This window comes from Noviherbaspirillum malthae (assembly GCF_015352985.1).
In the GTDB taxonomy this organism is placed as follows: Bacteria; Pseudomonadota; Gammaproteobacteria; order Burkholderiales; family Burkholderiaceae_D; genus Noviherbaspirillum; species Noviherbaspirillum malthae.
In genome coordinates this window covers 530,512-547,603 of sequence record NZ_JACYXF010000001.1, presented here as the reverse complement: position 1 = coordinate 547,603, position 17,092 = coordinate 530,512, and the positions used below count along the sequence as shown (strand labels likewise).

The 17,092-nt window shown below is 60.6% G+C and carries 10 protein-coding genes; 3 read left to right on the top strand and 7 right to left on the bottom strand.

What is annotated here, in order from left to right:
* Positions 1–371: 371 nt before the first annotated feature.
* A complete protein-coding gene (locus IGW03_RS02740) occupies positions 372–3,005 on the bottom strand; it encodes an FAD-dependent oxidoreductase (protein ID WP_194720957.1) in 2,634 nt (877 codons plus the stop codon).
* 1,191 nt (positions 3,006–4,196) lie between these two features.
* Between IGW03_RS02740 and IGW03_RS02735 the strand changes: the two genes are divergently transcribed.
* On the top strand, positions 4,197–7,031 hold the full coding sequence (locus IGW03_RS02735; RefSeq protein ID WP_194720956.1) for a hybrid sensor histidine kinase/response regulator: 2,835 nt from the start codon (positions 4,197–4,199) through the stop codon (positions 7,029–7,031).
* Positions 7,032–7,415: 384 nt separating this feature from the next.
* On the opposite strand, the gene IGW03_RS02730 is transcribed toward IGW03_RS02735, so the two are convergent.
* Together IGW03_RS02730 and IGW03_RS02725 are read right to left on the bottom strand one after the other, a co-directional pair.
* Complete coding sequence (locus tag IGW03_RS02730) at positions 7,416–8,816, bottom strand: sigma-54-dependent transcriptional regulator (protein ID WP_194720955.1); 1,401 nt, start codon at positions 8,814–8,816, stop codon at positions 7,416–7,418.
* 517 nt (positions 8,817–9,333) lie between these two features.
* Positions 9,334–9,534, bottom strand: coding sequence for a hypothetical protein (locus IGW03_RS02725; RefSeq protein ID WP_194720954.1), 201 nt, complete (start codon positions 9,532–9,534; stop codon positions 9,334–9,336).
* 522 nt (positions 9,535–10,056) lie between these two features.
* Here IGW03_RS02725 and IGW03_RS02720 point away from each other — a divergent pair.
* Complete coding sequence (locus IGW03_RS02720; protein WP_228534994.1) at positions 10,057–11,019, top strand: sigma-54 interaction domain-containing protein; 963 nt, start codon at positions 10,057–10,059, stop codon at positions 11,017–11,019.
* A 70-nt stretch (positions 11,020–11,089) separates the two neighbouring features.
* Here the strand turns inward: IGW03_RS02720 and IGW03_RS02715 are convergent, their stop codons facing one another.
* From IGW03_RS02715 to IGW03_RS02705, 3 genes are all read right to left on the bottom strand, one after another.
* Positions 11,090–11,950 carry an SDR family oxidoreductase gene (locus IGW03_RS02715; protein ID WP_194720952.1) on the bottom strand — a complete coding sequence of 287 codons (861 nt, stop codon included), beginning with the start codon at positions 11,948–11,950 and terminating at the stop codon, positions 11,090–11,092.
* 155 nt (positions 11,951–12,105) lie between these two features.
* Positions 12,106–13,128 carry a tRNA dihydrouridine(20/20a) synthase DusA gene (gene dusA / locus IGW03_RS02710; RefSeq protein WP_194720951.1) on the bottom strand — a complete coding sequence of 341 codons (1,023 nt, stop codon included), beginning with the start codon at positions 13,126–13,128 and terminating at the stop codon, positions 12,106–12,108.
* Between the two features lie 286 nt (positions 13,129–13,414).
* Positions 13,415–14,479, bottom strand: a complete 1,065-nt coding sequence (locus IGW03_RS02705; RefSeq protein WP_194720950.1) for a hypothetical protein — start codon at positions 14,477–14,479, stop codon at positions 13,415–13,417.
* Between the two features lie 279 nt (positions 14,480–14,758).
* Between IGW03_RS02705 and aptA the strand changes: the two genes are divergently transcribed.
* Positions 14,759–16,111 (top strand): omega-aminotransferase AptA, encoded by a 1,353-nt coding sequence (gene aptA, locus IGW03_RS02700; RefSeq protein ID WP_194720949.1) that lies wholly within the window; start codon positions 14,759–14,761, stop codon positions 16,109–16,111.
* On the opposite strand, the gene IGW03_RS02695 is transcribed toward aptA, so the two are convergent.
* Positions 16,040–17,056: a DMT family transporter gene (locus tag IGW03_RS02695; RefSeq protein WP_323744916.1), complete on the bottom strand. Its 1,017-nt coding sequence runs from the start codon at positions 17,054–17,056 to the stop codon at positions 16,040–16,042. The two genes, aptA and IGW03_RS02695, sit on opposite strands and share 72 nt — an antisense overlap.
* Positions 17,057–17,092: the final 36 nt, after the last annotated feature.

The following is a 17,092-nucleotide window of genomic DNA, read 5'->3' as shown; positions in this document are numbered from 1 at the left end:
CGCGAGTTTGACCCTGCGTCCGGCGGGGGTGTTCCCGTGGGGTTGCGTTTGCGATATTTTTGGCTGCACTACCTTGCCGCTTGCAGGCGGCGAGGTGGACGTAGCAGGGGTTTCGCAACGCATGCGTTGCGCCTGCGCAGTCGGAGCCGCTTGCAAGCGGCGAGGTGGACGGGTTGGCGTGGAATTTAGCCCCCTCCCCTTCAAGGGGAGGGCTGGGGCGGGGATGGGGTCAGTACGCCGTTTGCACCCATCCCCCTCCCAACCTCCCCCTTGAAGGGGGAGGAGCGTTCTCTAGTGTCATACCGTCCACCTCGCGGCTTGCAAGCCGCTCCGAGTTCGCGAGCGCAAGGCATGCCTTGCGCAACCCTCGCTCACTCCGCCGCCACCGCACTCTTCCTCTCCGCCCACTTCACCGCTTCCGCCGCCTTCTTGCCGGCGATGAAGGCATGGTCGGAGTTGTAGTATTCCCATTCACTGTAGCGGCCGGCGAGGATGATGTCGTACATCGCCAGCCACGACCTGATGGTCTCGACGTTCTTCGCTCGGGCATGATCGTAGATCACATACGCATACGGCATGTCCACTTCATTGGCCACGATGACCTTGTCATCCTCATTGAAGATGCCGACCTTGATGCAGTCCTCGATGCAGCGGTTGATCAGTTCCTGCCCGTCGAGCGGCAGCGGCTTGTAGTCCGGCGAATAGCTGATCTCGCAGGTGATGCCGAAGCCGCCGGGCGCATTGCATTCCGGGCTGGCATTGCCCTGCACGAAAATGCGGTGGAAGACGGTCGTGTCTTCGGGATAGTAGATCCAGTGCTTGTCGGTGATGTTTTCCCGCGCCACGGCGAGATTCACGCAGCGCACCGAGATATGCTTGAGTCCGTCGGCCGCCCGCTTCACTTCCTCCGGCGCCTCGTCGCCGATGATCTTCACCAGTTCCGGCAGCGGCATGGTGCTGATCAGGCTTTCGTATTCATAGCGGCGGCCGTCGGCCAGCGTCAGCAGGTGCTGCCTCGGCGAGACGGCGGCGATGTCGGCATTGAGTTCTATCGTGCCCTTGATGTGCGGCACGAAGCCCGACACCAGCGCCTGGAAGCCGCCGCGCAGCGGATAGCCGAAGCGCGCGTTCGGCCCCATCGGCTTGGCGGCCGGTTCCAGCGCGCCGGTAATGATCTGTTCCAGATCGGGCAGCGGGACCCTGCCGCCCAGCCAGGAGGTTTCCATCTCGGTCAGCGGCACCGCCCACAGCTTGCGGTTGTAGGGAATCGCGAAATGCTTGGCGATGCCGGCGCCCCACACCTGGTAAATGAATTCCTCGAAGTTCGCCGGGCCGCGCTTTTCCAGCGACGCGATGTTGGTGCCGTCGCTGGTGAACGCCAGCGCCACGCTGCCGTCGCCGCAGCAGTCGCTGGCCTTCGCTGCCGGTCCTGCCGGCTGTCCCGGCTTGGCAGCGCCATAGCGCGCTTCCACCGCACCCATGATGCATTCCTTCACCACTTCCGGCGGCAGGCCGTACAGCGCGCCCTGGAAGGGATAGCGGGTGTAGACGTTCTTGCTGTAGATCCAGGCTTCCCGGTCCTGCCAGTGCACGTTCGATCCGAGCAGGATGTCGTACAGCTCCAGCACATAGGGATCGTCGGAAAACATGATGTGGCCCGCATGATCGAAGGTAAAGCCCTTGTCGCGGATGGAGCGGCACCAGCCGCCGACCATGTCGTTCTTCTCGAACAGCACAGCGTCGTGGCCGAGGTGATAGGCAGCGGACAGCCCCGTCGGACCGGCGCCGATGATGGCCGTCTTGGCAAAGCGATTGGCTTCGTCGCGGCGCAGCAGGTTGACGTTGGGGGTCTCGCTCTCGTCGATCGTCACCGGCGCGGCGGCCGGTTCGATGAGAGGAATATCCTGCCGGCGCGGCGTGGTATCGATCAGCGCGCGCATCTGCTCGACGGTGGAGTCCCAGGAGGTGGCGGCCAGCACGCGGCGCATGCCCTCGACCTTGCGCGCATGCTCTTCCGGCGGCGCCAGCAGCGCCGCTTCGCAGGCGGCGATGAAGCTTTCGGCATCGCCGGCGATGGCGACGATATCGCTGTAGCAGGACGCCACGTCGGTGACCGGCGTGCTGACGATGGGCAGCTCCGCCGCCATGTATTCGAGCGTCTTGGTCGGGCTGATGAAGCGCGTCGACTCGTTCATCGCGAACGGCAGCAGGCAGACATCCCAGCCGGCGAGGAACTGGGGTAGCGCCTCGTAGGGCTGCTGGCCGAGATAATGGATGTTGGCGCGCTGCGGCAGTGTCGCGGGATCGATCTTCACCACCGGCCCCACCAGCACGATCTGCCACATCGGATGCGCGTCGGCCAGGCTGCCGAGCAGCTCGGTGTCGAAGCGTTCGTCGATCACGCCGTAGAAGCCGAGGCGCGGCCCGGGAATCTCGCGATGCGCGGGATGGGAATTGGTGCGGTCGAGTGCCTGCACGAAATGCGCGCGGTCGACGCTGCTCGGAAAGCAATGCACGTTCGGATGGCGGTCCCGCTTGGAACGGTACAGGCTCTGCCCGCCGGTGAAAACGAGATCGGCCACCTTCAGCAAGGCGCTCTCCCTCTGGAGAAGTTGCTTGGGCGCGTTCTTGAAAGCAGCCAGTTCATCCATGCAGTCGTACACCACCAGGCGCGGCTTGAGTTCCTGCAGCAGCGGCAGCGCCATCGGCGTGTAGAACCAGGCCATGTGGTCTTCGTAATCGGCAACCAGCTGGCGCAGCAGCTTCTGCAGATGCGGCAGCTGGTCGTCGTGAAAGCCGGGCATGCTGACCGGCGTATGGGGCTGGCACACCAGGATGTTGGGCGCCGGCGAATAGGTCTTGAGGAAGGTCTTCTCCTCGTCGTACACCGGCTCTTCCACGATCACGATCGGATAGTGCTTGGCCAGGCGCGACAGCAGATGTTGCGGACGCTGGAATACGAAATCCCAACGCAGATGAGAGAAAACAATGATTGCAGAAGCCATGCTATCTCCTTGCCGCCAGGGCATGAAAAATGGTCAGGATGGGATTCGCCTGTAGGGCGCGGCGAACTGTCCGTTCCGGCATCGGCTGCCGTTTGCGCGGCGCCGCTGCGCATGCCGTTCCGGTGAAGGAAGGTTCCTGCCGCAATTTGCGCCGACGCCTGTGATCGGAAAGTCCATTGTCATTTCAATCTGATTCGATGCGTACCTGTTTGTATTTCGGTACCGGCCCATGCCGGATCAACCCGGCAGCGACAAGCCACGCAAACGGCGGGAACACGACTATCCGCAGCCGTCATCTGGAGACTGCCGTAGTAACGCGCGCGGTTCAATCTCGTGCGTCCCGCTGCGCTGCGATGAATGCCCGTCGCTCGGCGACAGGGCATCATGAAATGCAGAGGCAAGCTCCATGCCGGGAAGCCCGACTTCGCGCCACGTTGGCGGAGGCCGATGCCGCTCTGTGACTGCAGCGCGAACCTGCGCCGCGTGCGGTGCTGCGACATATCGGTCCCGTGCGGGTGTCATCCCCTGCCTCGCGCGGTGCTGCCGCACGGCGCCGTGACGCATGCATTTCGGCTCTGTATTGTTTTGCGGTCTCGGCTCTGCTGCGCATGGAATGCATTCGGAAGGCTGGGACTGGGGCTCGGTGCCCTGCCCTGGCGAGTTTGCACGGGCAAGGTGGAATCGGGCCCTGTCTACTATACGGACCAAGAGGCAGGGCGCGATGATCTTGCGCAAATTGCCATGAATGCAGCAGCCTCGGCATGTTTCATGCTCTCAACGCTCGGGAGTTTTCCGCTTGGCCTTCCGCTTTGAACTCAAGAGTGGAGGAACGCGGCCGAATGCGTGAAAGAAACCGGGATGGCACATGTAAAAAATGACAGAACAGTGTAATGCTTACCTTTCGTTCGACCATCTTCGCCCTCGCACAGCTGGCGAACGGAGCATCAAGCGCATTTCCGGCGCTACAAGCCTTGCTGATGCTCAAACGGTCCGCTGCGAAGGAATGCGCTTCCCCAGTGCAAGCGTTGCTGCCGTGCCTACAATGAATGCGGAAACGTTTTTATCAATGCCAATGCGAATACTGCCGCAGGTTCCAGCCGGGCCATGCCTTCCGGCGAACATGGACTCGGAGTGCCGGGGCTTCCAATCCGGGAACCGGTTGAACGAGTTGCGGCTCAAGGAGTTGTTTTAATGACGGATATGTCGAGCAGTCATGTCGTACCGATACACCGAAATGAAATCTCGTCATCGTCCAGCCGCAACGAAGGTTCGTTCGAGAAACAGCCTGGAGGCAAGGGGCCGGACGCCATGCAAGCACAGACGCGCTTTCGCGAGATGGTCGATCGATGCTTGGAAAGCGTCTTCATCACGCGCAGTGGCCTGATCGTCGGCTGCAACGCCGCTGCGCGGAGCCTGTTCGGCACTGCGGGCCGCCTGGCGGGAAACGATGCGCTGGTCGGACGCGCTCTCGCCGATGTACTGCACGATGCGGACGATTCCGGTCTGCCTGTCCTGCCTGAGCGGATGCATGCGGAATCGCTGCGGCGGCGGTTGCGGCTTGCCGGCGGCGCAGTCATGGATGCCGATATCGCTGTCATGCCTTGCCATGAAGACGGCGATCACGCCGCGGATGCGATGCTGGTCTGCATACGCGATGCCGGTGCACACCAGACCTTGTCCGCTGCCCTCTTCGAACAGGACCAGTACCTCAAGCTGATTACCGATACCGCCCCGGTGCTGATCTCCTACGTCGGCGCCGACGAGCGCTACCGTTTCGTCAACTTCGCCTATCAGCAATGGTTCGGACGCGCCCGCGAAGACATCATGGGACGCGCGGTGCAGGAGATCGTCGGCGCAAGCTATGACAAGCTGCGGCCGCATGTGCTCCGGGCACTGGCCGGGCATGCCGAGCGCTTCGAAGTCGACCTCGCCACCCTTCTCGGAGAACGGCATGTGATGGCCGTCTACACTCCTGACGTGCGCAGCGACGGCAGCGTCGCGGGCTTCTCTGCGGTCATCACCGACATTTCCGAACGCAGCAAGGGAGAGAGGGCGCTGCGCGAGCGCGAGCAGCAGCTGCGCCTGATCACCGATTCGCTGCCGGTCTTCATCGCCCAGTGCGACCGCGACTATTACCTGCACTTCGTCAACAAGACCTATGCCGACCGCTTCGGCTTCGATCCGGCGGACATCATCGGCAAGCGCGTGCCCGACATCATCGGCGACGAGGCGTTCGCCAAGCTGCGCCAGTACATGGATGCGACGCTGCGCGGCGAGCCGCAGGAGCATGAACTCAGCGTGCCGATGGCCGACGGCACCGAACATTACATGCAGCTGATGTACGTGCCGGAGTACGATGCCGACGGAAAGGTGGTCGGCCTGGTTGCCGCCATCAGCGACATTTCGCGCCTGCGCGATACCGAGGAAAAGCTGCATCGCCGCGAGCTCGAGTTCAAGACCCTGGTCGAGAATTCGCCCGACATCATTTCCCGCATCGATCGCGGAATGCGCCACCTGTACGTCAACCCCTCGATCGAGAAGCTCTTCCAGCTGCCGCACCAGGCCTATATCGGCAAGACCAAGACCGAGCTCGGCCTGCCCGAGGACATCGTGCAGCGCTGGGACGATGCCGCCCGCAGGGCGTTCGACAGCGGCCAGGAACAGCGCCTCGATTTCGAGCAGCCCGGCGAAACGCAGACCCGCTACTTTTCCGGCAGGGTGATTCCGGAGATCGACCGCTGGGGCCAGATCGAATCGGTGATCTGCATCGCCTACGACGTCACGGAACGCGCCCGCATGGAAAAGGAAAGGGATGAGCTGCTTGCGCGCGAGCGGGCCGCACGCATCCAGGCCGAGACCGCGGCGCGGGCGCGCGACGAATTTCTCGCCATCGTCTCGCACGAGCTGCGCGCCCCGCTGAACGGCATTCAGAGCTGGGCTCACGTGCTGGAAAACTATGTGAAGGATGCCATCGAGATTCCACTGGCGCAGCGCGCGCTGCAAGGCATCAAGACTGGCATCAACCAGCAGGTGCGCCTGATCGAAGACCTGCTGGACGTGACCCGGATGATGAGCGGCAGGCTGCGGCTGGTAAAACAGCCGACGGCGCTGCTGCCCGTGCTGCGCTCCGCGGTGGAAAGCGTGGAGAGCATGGCGGCGGCCAAGCGCATCCAGCTCAGCTGCAGCTACCGCATCACCACCGAGCAGATCGAAGGCGACGAGGACCGCATCAAGCAGATCTTCTGGAACCTGCTGTCCAATGCAATCAAGTTCACGCCGGAAGGCGGCCAGGTATGGCTGACCGCAACGCAGTCGGACAAGCAGATCTGCGTGTCGGTGCGCGACAACGGCGCAGGCGTGTCGCCGGAACACCTGCCGAACCTGTTCAACCGTTTCAGCCAGATCGATACGTCCAGCACGCGCGTCCACAACGGACTGGGCCTCGGGCTGTTCCTGGTTCGCAATCTGGTCGAACTCCACGAGGGCAGCGTGCAGGCGGAAAGCGCCGGCGAAGGCCAGGGCACCACCTTCTCCGTGGTGTTCCCGGTGCGGGTGCGCAATGAAACCTATCTGACGGTAGGCCCGCATGATGTCGGCGCGAGCAACCTGCCCCTGCCTTCGCTGAAGGGCAAGACGGTGCTGCTGATCGACGATCAGGAAGAGGCGCGCGAATCGCTCACGGTGGTGCTCGACGCCGCCGGCGCGGAAGTGTTTGCCGCCGCCACCTTCGGCCAGGCTTCGGACTGGCTCGGCTCGCGCGCGCCGGACGCTTATCCGGATGTGCTGATTTCCGATATCGCCATGCCCGGCGAGGACGGCTATGCGGTGCTCAGGAAAATACGCGCATGGAGTTCAGCCGACGGCAGCCGGCCTCTGCAGCGCATTCCCGCGCTTGCACTGACCGCTTTTGCTCAGCGCGAAGACCGCATCCGCGCGCTGACCGCGGGATTCCAGATGCACGTGACCAAGCCGGTGGCGCCGGAGGAGTTGATCATTGTGATTGATACGCTGGCTTCGCGGGATTGATCCATGGTTTGCGGTCGGCTTGCATGCCGCGGGGCGGAGGACAGGAGAAGGATGGGTTTGGCGCGGGCATTAAAACCCATCCCCACCCTAGCCCTCCCCCTACGCCGGGCGCCCTTGAAGGGGAGGGGGAATGCGGTGGACTTGATGCCGAGCGAAGTTTAAAGGACGCCCCTCCCCTTTCAAGGGGGAGGTTGGGAGGGAACGGGTTGCGACACCGTCTAATTCAGTCCGTGCCGCCTTTCTACGTCGTGACTTCAAGTCGCTCTATAGCTTCACCGCCGCAGCGCATCCGTTGCGAAACAATTGCCAAATCCGCCTCACTGGCCGCCCCTGAACGGAAGAGATTCCAGCGCGTGACTTGTTACGCGCGCATGGCTTGACGCTTCAATGATAGGAATCACTGCTTCCATGCATCGACGAAGGCTCATCCTTCTTCTGCACAGTCCCCTCATACGGACCGTACTCTTCCAGCCGGTTGTACAAGGTCTTCAGGCTGATGCCGAGAATATCCGCCGCGCGCTTCTTCACGCCGCCGCACAGTTCCAGCGTGGCATAGATGAGCTTGCGGTCGACATCCGCCAGTGAGGTGCCGACCGGGATCGCAAGCGTGAGACCTACCGGCGACTGCGTGGTGATCACCGGCGCCAGCGCCGCCGCATCGATGGTGTGGTCGGACAGGATGAAGGCGCGCTGAATGTAATTGCGCAGCTCGCGCACATTGCCCGGCCAGTGGTAATTGCTCAGGCAGGCCAGACCGTCCTGCGACAAGACCTTGCTGGTGCCGTGCGCGGAATTGAGCTCGTCGAGAAAATGCTGCGCCAGCAACTCGATGTCGGAGCCGCGTTCGCGAAGCGGCGGAATCTTCAACGGGAAGACATTCAGGCGGTGATACAGGTCCAGCCTCAGCTTGCCCTCGGCCACGGCCGCCTCGGGATCGCGATTGCTCGCCGCGATGACGCGCACGTCGGTGTCGATTTCCTGGTTGCTGCCGATGCGCATGAATGAGCCGGTCTCCAGCACGCGCAGCAGCTTCACCTGCAGCTCGATCGGCATTTCGGTGATTTCGTCGAGGAACAGCGTGCCGCCGTTGGCGCGTTCGAAGTAACCCTTGTGCTGGCGGTCTGCTCCGGTGAAGCTGCCTTTTTCATGACCGAAGATTTCGCTTTCGATCAGTTGCGGCGAGATTGCGCCGCAGTTCACGGGCAGGAAGGGATGCTTCTGCCGCAGGCTGAGTTCATGAATGGTCTGCGCCGCCATTTCCTTGCCGGTGCCGCTCTCGCCGAGCAGCAGCACGGTCGCCTCGGTGGGCGCCACGCGGCCGATGTGGTTGTAGAGCTTCTGCATGGCCGGCGCCGCGCCCAGCATCTGGCCGAAATGCCCGAGACGCCGCAGTTCGCTGCGCAGCACGCCGATCTCTTCCTTCAGATCCACGGTGCGCGGTATGCGCGACAGCAGGCCCTTGAGACGCTTGAAATTGATTGGCTTGGTCAGATAGTCGGCAGCACCCAGCCGCAAGGCTTCGACCGCCGTTTCCACGCTCGCGTGGCCGGTAATCAGAACGATCTCGGTGGTCGCGCGCGACTCGATGTCGTTGAACAGATCCATGCCGTTGCCATCCGGCAGCTTAAGATCGATCAATACCACATCCGGTCGCTGCAGCATGATCTGGCTTTGCGCATCCCGGATGCTTCCTGCTGTTGCAGTCGTGAACCCCTCTGCGGTCGTGATGGCCGCCAGCGCTTCACGGGTGTTCTGGTCGTCGTCGACGATGAGTACATGTGGCATATGTCAATTTTCTCTAACGGTTGCACCGATGGGCAAGCGCCCATGCAGCAATGGACAACAGCCGGCGCATGAAGTGCAACGTGCTGATGTCCGTCATGGTTCGCGTGCCGCTCCTCGTACTGGATCGAGGCGGCGCGAGCCTGTTGAATTCTTGTTGGAAATCGGTTGAAGGTTGGCGATGGCTCTAGGCGGCCGATACTACTTAATCTTCAGCATACGCTGTTGATTGGAATTGTCCAAGCAAGCATATGTTTCGTCATTGACCGGGAGCAGTAAAAACTGAGGTTTGTTATCGATCGGCTTGCGCTTCTCGTTGGGGTGGGAAATGCTTTCGGCAAAATGTTTGATTGCAATGGAACTTGATTTGCAATGCCATCCGGCATGATGTGCATGGGTATGAAAATTGGCTCAAATGCTTATTGCAGGAACGCGTCGAGCAAACCGACGGTTTGCAAACGCAGCGCAGGTGGCATGAAGCCGGCCTGCGCTGCGCATGTCTTGCAGTAGTGCGACTGACTTACTTCGATCCTGTACCAGTGCCGCCAGCAGTGCCGGCACCGGAGCCGGACGAACCCATGGAGCCTGCACCGCTGGAGCTGGTGCCCGATGCGCCGCTGCCGCCCGAGGTATCGCCGGCACGGCGATCACAACCCACTGCAGTCATGCTCAGCGCAGCAACAACCAGCAGGATCTTCGATGTGGTCTTGAGTGAATTCATGCTCGTTCCTTTCAAAAAAGTTAACGTCGTTTTGTCTCGTTCTTGACCATGCCTTTTACGATAAGTTCGTCAAGGTTCCGTCATTGCAGCACTTTTGCTCTAGGCAGCTTTCATGCCAGTGCGCTTGCGCTCGCATCTGCATGCGCTGCCCGTCGCAATCCTGGGCACGTCGAGACGACGGTTTTTGCAGGCCGTAAGTTTTGCTGCTTCCAGCGTAAGCCTTACAGCAGGCAAGGTACTCTTTCACATGCGAAACGCAACGCGCCGATAGCTAAATTTGTGGCTCGGTTCAAGCTGCAATGCATTAGAGTAGACAGACGCTTTTGGCTTGATCGTGTATCTTTACCTTCCCTTGTGCCGGTATGCCGGCATGCTCTATCCAACCGGCAACATGCAAGTTCGAGCTTTGCGCAAAGGAACTGAATTAGCGCAAGTTTGCCTCCAAGCTTTGGTGTAAGAATCATGACGTCCACTACTTTGCTAACGCTGGAACGCAGCGACCGCCCGCAGCCGCAGGGCGACATGGAAACACAAATGGCCCTCGAAAAATCCCTCATGCACTTCGGCATCATGCAAGGCACGTCTCCCGTGATGGAGAGGCTTTACCAGCAGGTGGACAGGGTTGCGGCAACCAGCGCTACCGTGCTGCTCGTTGGTGAGAGCGGCACCGGCAAGGAAGTGATCGCGAATGCGATCCATCATGCCAGCCCGCGCGCCGAGCAGCCGTTCATCGCGGTCAACTGCGGCGCCATTCCGGCGCACCTGATCGAAGCCGCATTGTTCGGCCACGAAAAAGGCAGCTTCACCGGTGCGGTCAAGCAGCACATCGGCTACTTCGAGCATGCTTCGGGCGGCACCTTGTTTCTCGATGAAATCACCGAGATGCCGGTGGACATGCAGGTCAAGCTGCTGCGCGTGCTGGAGTGCGGGAAGTTTCTGCGCGTTGGCGGCGACGAGGAAGTAAAGGTCGATGTTCGCCTGATCGCGGCAACCAACCGCGATCTCGATACTGCCGTCAAGCAAGGCAATCTGCGTGAAGACCTCATGTACCGCCTTGCCGTCTTTCCGATCCGCATTCCGCCGCTGCGCGAGCGCGGAATGGACATCGAGGCGCTGGCCCAGCATTTCCTGAACGAACTCAATGAGAAGAGCAAGGCGCAGAAAAGCTTTTCCCGCAGTTCGCTCGATGTCATCCGCTCGTATTCCTGGCCAGGCAATGTACGCGAATTGAAGAACGTCGTGCAGCGCGCCTACATCATCGGCACCGACACGCTCAATATCGAGGACTGCATTTCCGACCTCTCGACCAAGAAGCCGACAGTGCACGAAGGCTATCTCAATTTCTTCGTCGGCACGCCGCTGGCCGATGCGCAGAAGGAAATCATCCTTGCCACGCTCAAGCACTACAGCGGCAACAAGCGTCTCACGGCAGAGGCGCTTGGCATCAGCCTCAAGACGCTGTACAACCGGCTCAAGGAGTATTGACCTCACATCAAGCGCGCGGCACATGCCGTCGCGCTCGATGCCGGCGCATCACTTCTCGATCCGGCGAGCGTCAGGCATTGACGATTTCGCCGCCATTGGGATGCAGCACCTGACCCGTCATGTACGAAGAGTCTTCCGAAGCCAGGAAGATATACGATGGTGCAACCTCATCCGGCTGGCCTGCCCTGCTCAGCGGCGCCTGCTGGCCGAATTTCTCAACTTGCTTCTCGTCAAAGCTGGCTGGTATCAACGGCGTCCAGATCGGGCCTGGCGCGACCGCATTGACGAGGATGCCCTTCTCAAGCAGTTGCTGCGACAGCGAACGCGTGAATGCAACGATCGCGCCTTTCGTCGACGAGTAATCCAGCAGATGCGAACTGCCGCGATAGGCCGTGACCGACGTGGTGTTGATGATGCGCGCCCCCGGCTTGAGATGCGGCATTGCCGCACGCACGGTGTAGAACATCGCAAAGATGTTGGTACGGAAAGTGTGCAGCAGCTGCTCGTCGCTGATGTCTTCAATGCTTTGCTGCGGATACTGCTGGGCGGCATTGTTGACGACGATATCGAGGCGGCCGAAGGAAGTCATTGCGGTATCGACCATCTTCCTGCAGAAATCCGACTGGCCCACGTCGCCCGCGATGATTACGCATTCGCGCCCCTCGGCTTCGATCAGGCGCTGCGTTTCCTGGGCATCCTGGTGTTCGTCGAGATAGGCGATGACGACATTGGCGCCCTCCTTGGCGAAACCGATCGCCGTCGCTCGGCCGATGCCGCTGTCGCCGCCGGTGATCAGTGCCACCTTGCCCTTCAGCTTGCCGCTGCCCTTGTAGTTCTTCATCTCCGCCTGGGGGCGCGGCGTCATTGCCGCTTCCGATCCGGGCTGATGGTCTTGGTGCTGAGGGGGAAATGAAGCTTGATCCTGTGACATGTCGGTCCTTTCCGTTTCGTTCTGTTTGGATACGATTCAATGCGGGCGTCGTCCTGCGGGTCTTGATGTACGCAGGGGAGCGATGCCGATGAACGGAAAGGGTGTGCAGAATCCGTGCCATTTGATCAACGGCACGGCAATACGGAGCAAGAGAATCAGGCGGCGAGCGCGCGCGACGGCTGCATGCGGGCGAGCGCGTCCATCAGCAATGCAGGGTCGCCTGCGGCCAGGCGCCTGGAATCGGACAGGGTTTGGCGGAAGACCCTCGCACCGGGCAGGCCGGTCATCAGGCCGAGCATGTGGCGGGTGATGCTGTTGAGACGCAGGCCGCCGCCGACGGCAGCCTTGCCGTGGCGGGCGAGCTGATCGGCGATATACGGCATCATGGCTTCGAGCACTTCGGCACGCGTTTTGGGTTCGGCCTCGTCGCTGTAATAGCGGGCATCGAAAGACGCCATCAGATAGGGGTTGTGATAGGCCTCGCGGCCGAGCATCACGCCATCGACATGCTGCAGATGCAGGTCGATTTCCTCGACGGTCTTGATGCCGCCGTTGATAAGAATTTCAAGCTGAGGGAAATCTTTCTTGAGCTGGTAGGCATACTCCGGCTTGAGCGGCGGGATCTCGCGGTTCTCCTTCGGGCTCAAGCCTTTCAGAATGGCATTGCGCGCATGCACGATGAAGGTACTGCAGCCGGCGTCTGCAATGGTGCCGACGAAATCGCGCACGAAATCGTAGGACTCGACATCATCGATGCCGATGCGGTGCTTGACCGTGACATCGATGGAGACCGCATCGCGCATGGCCTTGACGCAATCGGCTACCAGTTGGGGCTCGCCCATCAGGCATGCGCCGAACGCGCCCTTCTGCACCCGCTCCGACGGGCAGCCGCAATTGAGGTTGATTTCATCGTAGCCCCACTGCTCGCCGAGCTTCGCGCTTTTTGCCAGATCCTCGGGTTCGCTGCCTCCCAGCTGCAGCGCGACCGGATGCTCTTCCTGGTTGAAGTCGAGATGGCGCGGCACGTCGCCGTAGAGCAAGGCGCCGGTGGTGACCATTTCGGTGTACAGCCAGGTATGGCGGGTGATCTGCCGGTGGAACATGCGGCAGTGGCGGTCGGTCCAGTCCATCATCGGGGCGACCGAGATGGTGCGCTTGGGGGTAGTTTTCTGAGTCATGCGGGATTGAAAGTGGATTGCTGCTGATGCGCTTGCTGCAGGCTCCTTGCAACCTTGCTGCTTGGGCAAAACCTTGCAGTTTGCGGCATAAGTCTAGCATTATTGCCGCCCTCTCCCGGTTGAAGTTCTGCTGTAAAGATTGATGCACCGACGATTTCTTGAACGATTGTCCGTTATAAGTGAAGACTCCCTTAACTTGTCTAGGTTCTGCGGCGATTTCCCGCTTCACCTTGTCTGTAGCTCGCATAACAGCTTCTAAAACCGTTTCCGGCACAACTTGGCTATGCTACTTCATAGGCCGCATCGGGGGCGCTTTCGGACTCCGAGCAAGCGCTTTCAGGGCGTCGATCTCAGCCCGTAGGTCATTCAATAATTCGTTCAAATCTCTTGCAGCCAGCATGATTTCTCGCACTACCGGTGCAGAAAAAGCAAGCGACCGCTGTCCCTCTACGGGTAAAGAATAGGTTGCCGGCTCTCCCAACTCACCGAATTTCAGATCACCGAGTGTAGCTTCCTGGTATCGTTGGATCGACTTGTCATACAGCCTTGCAGCTCTTTCGGACATTGCTTTTAGACTTCCCATATTTAGGGAAGTCGTATCAATATTGATCAACTTGATCATCCTCTCTAAATCCCTTAGGCCTGCCATTGAGGTTGACATGCGGCGCAAGGTAGCACTACTTTGCGCAAAAGCCTCTCGGGCAGGTTTCCAGTTCTCTGAATTAATTGTTATGTTAAGCATGATAGAAAGGCCTGCCTCCATGCCAACTTGACTTGCTTCGAGTAAATCTATCAGCTGCTCGACCCCATGCGTATGCGATGACATGGACATGCCTATACCTATGGGAACAAAATCCAGTTCTCTTGCTTTGCCTTTGTCAACATTTGAATGACGAAGCTCTGACTTGGACGGTGGCTCAGGTTGAGTAGATGACAAAGATTTCATGCCAGCTGGTTTAGTCTTGTTACTGAGGTTGACCGCCTGAGCCTCGTCAAGAAGCCGACGCCTGTCTCGTTGGAGACGTCCCGGCTTTTGATTAACCAGATCCGACGCTGTTCCTGCTGAAGGCGATAACTCCCATGTCCCATCTGCTTTCAGGAGATAAACGGCTTCGGAGGGCGATTTTCTCACCTCGATTTTGGGTGAGCGCTGTACGTATTTCGCAAGAAACCGTTCTATTTTTTTCCGGGCGCTGCGGATTGCAGCGGGCTGCCTAAATATGGGAGTGTCATTTGCCGCACGCTCAAGGCCAGCATGCGCCGACATCGGTACTTCATCGGTACGGGGTTGTCCTGTCTGGCCGTCGTCCGGATGAATCAGTTTCCTTGCAATACGCTGGGTTACGTTCATTACCGAAGCTCCACAAGTAGGGTGACGTTACTAGTTCTAATCCGACGAAGATGAGTGTTTTGCCGAAGTGGCCGGTTCCTTGGTGTTTTCAAGCCAAATAGTTTTTGAGTATCGTGTACCTCGAATGAGCAGCTTGCCTTTTCCCTGAGCAGGCTCATAATGACTTGCCGCACATCGACGCAATCCCGTAGTCATAGCCTTACAAAGACACGCTGCAATCGTCGTTCCGTGTGACGTTTCACCAGCATTCCAACAACTCATTTCAAAAGAGACAACGCTATGGCCCAACCTCTGGATACCTCGCATTTCTGGATGCCCTTCACCGCAAACCGGCAATACAAGAGCAAGCCGCGCATGCTGGCCGCCGCTTCCGGCATGCATTACACCAGCGACGACGGGCGCAGGATTCTCGACGGCACCGCTGGCCTGTGGTGCGTGAACGCCGGCCATTGCCATCCTAAAATTACTGCAGCGATCCAGCAGCAGGCGGCCGAAATGGATTTCGCGCCGACCTTCCAGATGGGACATCCCAAAGTTTTCGAGGCGGCGACGGCGCTCGCCTCGATCGCGCCCGAAGGCCTGAACCGGGTGTTCTTCTGCAATGACGGTTCCGAATCGGTCGATACGGCGTTGAAGATCGCGCTCGCCTATCACCGCATGCGCGGCGACGGCCTGCGCACCCGGCTGATCGGCCGCGAGCGCGGCTACCATGGCGTGGGCTTCGGCGGCATCGCGGTCGGCGGCATTGCCGGCAACCGCAAGCATTTCGGCCCCACGCTGCCCGGCATCGACCATCTGCGCCATCCGCTGGACATCGCCCGAAACGCGTTCTCGCGCGGCCTGCCCGAGCACGGCGCGGAAATGGCGGACGAACTCGAGCAGCGCATGCTGGCCCTGCATGATCCGGCGACGATCGCTGCGGTCATCGTGGAACCGGTGCAGGGCTCCACCGGCGTGATCCTGCCGCCCAAGGGCTACCTGCAGAAACTGCGCGCCATCTGCGACAAGTACGGCATCCTGCTGATTTTCGACGAGGTGATCACCGGCTTCGGCCGTCTGGGCAGCGCCTTCGCCGCCGACTTCTTCGGCGTGGTGCCGGACATGATCACCTGCGCCAAGGGACTGACGAACGCCGCCGTGCCGATGGGCGCGGTGATTGTGCGGCAGGATATCCACGACGCCTTCATGGATGCCGCCCCGGAAAACACCATCGAGTTTTTCCATGGGTATACCTACAGCGGCCATCCGCTCGCAGCGGCAGCCTGCGTTGCTGCCATCGAGGTCTACAAGGAGGAAGGATTGTTCGACCGGGCGGCGGCGATGGCGTCCTACTTCGAACAGGCGGCGCACAGCCTGAAAGGCCTGCCTTATGTGAAGGATGTGCGCAATCTGGGACTGGTCTGCGGCATTGAGCTCGAAAGCGTGCCCGGCAAGCCGACGGCGCGTGCGTTCGATGTATTCCAGAAATGTTTCTGGGAAAAGAATGTGCTGATCCGGACCACCGGCGACATCATTGCCCTGTCGCCGCCGCTGATCATCGACAAGCAGCAGGTCGATCAGCTATTCGCTGCCATCGCCGACGTTCTGAAGACGCAGCAGGCAGTGCCGCAGACCGATACCGTTGCGGCCTGAAGCGACGCCGCTTAAGCGCTGAGCAACACATGCAGCCGGGTCGGCAATCGACCCGGCTTTTCTTTCTGCGGCGTCTTCGGCTTGCGGCTTCCTGCGGTTCAGGGAACGCAAGGCGGCCAGTTCGTTGAGCACCAGGGCCGCCATGACCACACTGCCGCCGTACAGGGTTTCGCGTGCAGGCACTTCACCCGCGCCCAGCCAGGCCCACAAGGGGCCGAGCAGCACTTCCAGCAGCGAGAGCAGCGCCACCTCGGGCGCAGACAGGCTCTTTGCCGCCTTCACCAGCAGCAGGCAGGGAACGCCCAGCTGAAAGACACCCAGCACCGCCAGCAGGCCGATGTCGTGCCATGATGCCTGCAAGGGCCAGGCAAAGGGCAGCATCAGCAGTGCGGAAAACACGCTGCCCAGCAGGACGGCCGGCATCAAGTCCACGCCCTGCCCGCTGCGCTTGAGAATGATGAGATTGACCGCGGAAGCCACCGGCACCGCGCCTGCGATCAGCATGCCGGCCAGGTGATCGCCGTTCACATCGCTCATGCCATTCACGAACATCCACAGGATGCCGGCGACGGCGGCGATGATCGCCAACCAGGTCCTTCGCGGAATCTGCTGCTTGAGCACTAGCCAGGCGAGAAACGCGGTCAGCAGCGGGGCGATGCTCAGGACGATCAGGGTATTGGCGACCGTGGTCCGCGTGAGCGCGATCATGAACGCGGTAAACATCGTGCACCACATCATGCCGCTCAACACGCCTGTCATGCCGGCGGAACGTATCGTGGCGGCCGCCTTGCGCGGCCCCTGCTGCATGCCGAGCACCAGGGCCACGGCGAGCGCGGAAAATATGCTGCGCCAGAGGGTGACTTCGAATCCGCGCGCAGCATCGAGATGGCGCGTGATGACGCCGGCGATGCTCCACATCGTCGGCGCAATGATCATGAGCAGCAAGGCTCGTTGATGGTTCGTCAAAAGCGGCATAAACAG